The sequence below is a fragment of the Deltaproteobacteria bacterium genome (assembly GCA_016874735.1).
Lineage (GTDB): Bacteria > Bdellovibrionota_B > Oligoflexia > Oligoflexales > CAIYRB01 > CAIYRB01.
In genome coordinates this window covers 1-2,844 of record VGTI01000153.1, presented here as the reverse complement: position 1 = coordinate 2,844, position 2,844 = coordinate 1, and the positions used below count along the sequence as shown (strand labels likewise).

General features: G+C 49.4%; 1 protein-coding gene. It reads right to left on the bottom strand.

Translation table 11 applies throughout. From position 1 onward, the window contains the following. Positions 1-248: 248 nt before the first annotated feature. On the bottom strand, positions 249-644 hold the full coding sequence (locus tag FJ146_19860; protein ID MBM4254228.1) for a hypothetical protein: 396 nt from the start codon (positions 642-644) through the stop codon (positions 249-251). Positions 645-2,844 lie beyond the last annotated feature (2,200 nt).

Below are 2,844 nucleotides of genomic sequence, written 5' to 3'. Positions count from 1 at the left end.
GCCGGGCCTTTGGCTACCGCAACATGGATTACTTCAAACTCAAAATCATGCAGGTCTGTGGCTACCTGCGCTCTAGGGTCCTGGAGAGCCAGCCCTCAAGGACTTAAACTTTTTTGCAGATGAGGGACTTCTTTTGCAGCCGATGTGGGTTCCGGGTATTTCTCGGACTTTGCGTTTGGAGGCTGCGATATGAAGGACGAGAGCGAGATTCAGGTTGCAAGAACTAACTCAATAACGTGAGGATAAAATTAGCGCTTAAGACGTCGACAGATATCATGCAGTTCGCAGCCAAGCTGTGCGAAGACATCCTCGTCGAGTAAGGCAGCATTGGGGTTGATCCATGGGTTGAAGGTTAAGTATGGGTCCTTGTCCCCGCGGGCAAGGTAATAAAAAGCTGCGTCATCCATGAAGCGATTTACAGTGCGGAAGCTCTTACAGTAGGAGACAATGTGGAACCCACGAGCTTCTGCACAAACACTCATCATGACCTTCAACTGCGATGGACCTAGATCGCCAAGTAAACCGGTGGATTCCAGGCCGTACCAGGCAAGCTCATGCAGATCAGTGATTTTTTGAACGCGTCGATGAAACTCCTCAGGGCTCACCAAGACTTCAGTATTATTGGGGTATACTACTCCGGCCACTAGGATTCTCCACGTTGTGAATCGTCATTGAAAAGCTATGCGTTTTTGTCGTCTTTAAATCTGAGGGACATAGCGGAAACAATCCAACTATCGGTGGGATTATCGGTTAGTCTTGCGAAAAGTTAAGGTGTTTGCCATCTTTGATGGATAATTTTTGTGATTATCGATTGATAGGCCCCGTGTTTTTTGTTTGTGTCCGCACACAAAAAGCTCAGTTTCAGCGTTGCCTCAGAGTCCGCAGACTAACTGCGAAATCACCTGACCCATATCTCAACATTATCGATCCCAAAGGATTCATCACTGGCAGCCTGATCAAGAGTAGAGCCTACTAGCACCCTTAGCGAGTTGCCTGTGTGGCTGATACGGCTTTCTGTTGCTGCGACGTGTTCTCCTGTAGCCACACCGCAGATATTACTGAGAGCGGCCGCGGTACCAAGATGTGATTTATAGTAGGTGTTGATCCCACCAACTTGGATATAAGCGGATTCACCGTCCCATGTGTCGATGAAGTAGTACGTAAGCTTCACCATAACTTCAGTGTGAGCTATGCCCGTTAGGTCGTAGTCTTTATAGACATTACCGCCAGCGAAAACATTGTATCCGCCCAGTATCGTCGCAGAGCCACAAGTGGTGCGTGTGTTATTTAGCCATCCGGTGGCATTGGATTCAAAGTCCTCACGATAGACCAGTTTAAAATCTTGGAGCGTGTTGTAAACGATCGCGCCTGTGGTTCTGATGTTTCCAGTTACATCAAGCTTTTGTGCCGGGGCTGTTGTGCCTACGCCGATATTGCCGCCAAAATAATTCGTGGCCGAAGTGCTAGTCTGATAAATAGCGTAGTCATTGGTCACAGTGCCCCCAGTCGTAGGCGCCCTAATGATTAAACCATAGCTGTTCGTGATGGTGCCACCTTCAGCATATGGCTGTATGTTTATCCCTATAGCATTTACAGTCGTGCGATTGGTGGTGCCCAGATGCCCGTAACCTATCCAAGTTCCGAATAAACCGCCTAAACTACCGGTATCAGCAGCACTTGTACGCCAACTTCTAGTGACAGTGCCATAAATGTCACCTCCGTTAGTCACGCCACTGTCAATGAGAGGTTCCGCCACAGACTCGGATCCGGCCGAATAAAACGACCCGTTAGCGGTCGACCGAAGCAGCGAGTATGAGTAAAGGTTTCCACCTGGAGTAGTATTGGCGACATCGTTGAATAAATGTAGCTTGGCACCCGGACTCGTGATACCGATACCGACGTTGCCGGCATTGGTCACTACCAACTTCTCGCTTCCGTTGTATGCAATGGCGGTTCGTCCTCCGGCTGCACCGATATTATTCAAGTAGAAGACGCTATCGGCTCCGCCATCAAAGGCAAGATCAACGTAGGCACCCCCGTAGGCCAATTTGCCAAAGACTGTATCCGAAACTTCTAGCTTTGCAGTTGGTGCCGGAGTCCCAATTCCGACCTTTCCACCATCTGGCTGCAAAAGCAAATTGAGTTGATCTGGTGCATAGGTCGCTCTATCCGACCAATGAGAATCAACATATGTCTGAAAGCTGAAGGAATTGTTTGCCTGTTGGTAAATGGCCACACCGTCACCTGAATCCGTGTCACCAGCTACGTTGAGTCGCGCATAAGTCGCAGTCGTCCCAATCCCGACGTTGCCATCCCGGTTGATAACCATTCTTGTCTGCATAACATCAGCAGTATCCTTAGTATTAAAAAGCAATTTACCGCCGTAATATGGCGAACTATCAAAGTCCCGCGCTCCCTGAACTTCTGACCTTACGCCGGTCCCGTCGTCAAAGTAACCGAATTGAAGTTTTGCTAGTTCGCCATTTGAAACCGGACTCGTGATTTTTAAACTACTCATCGCGCCAAACCTACCGTCTGAAATTTCGAGTTTAGCAGCAGGCACCATCGTCCCTACCCCGATATTACCGTTCGCAGCAACAAGCTGACTCGAACCAACCACAAGTCCATTAGCTGGCAGGTTGAGCGTGCCACTCATTGTGTCGCCTGTGCGGTCGACCTTAGTCGAGGCATCTCCCGTGGCACTAACTGTGACTCCTCCGGCGGTGTTGCTGATATTGATGCCTGTGCCAGCAGTTAAAGTAGCCAGGGTATACCCCGATCCGTTACCTATAGGGATCTGACCATTTGTAGGTGTCGCAGCTAAGCCTGTACCACCGCGGCCGA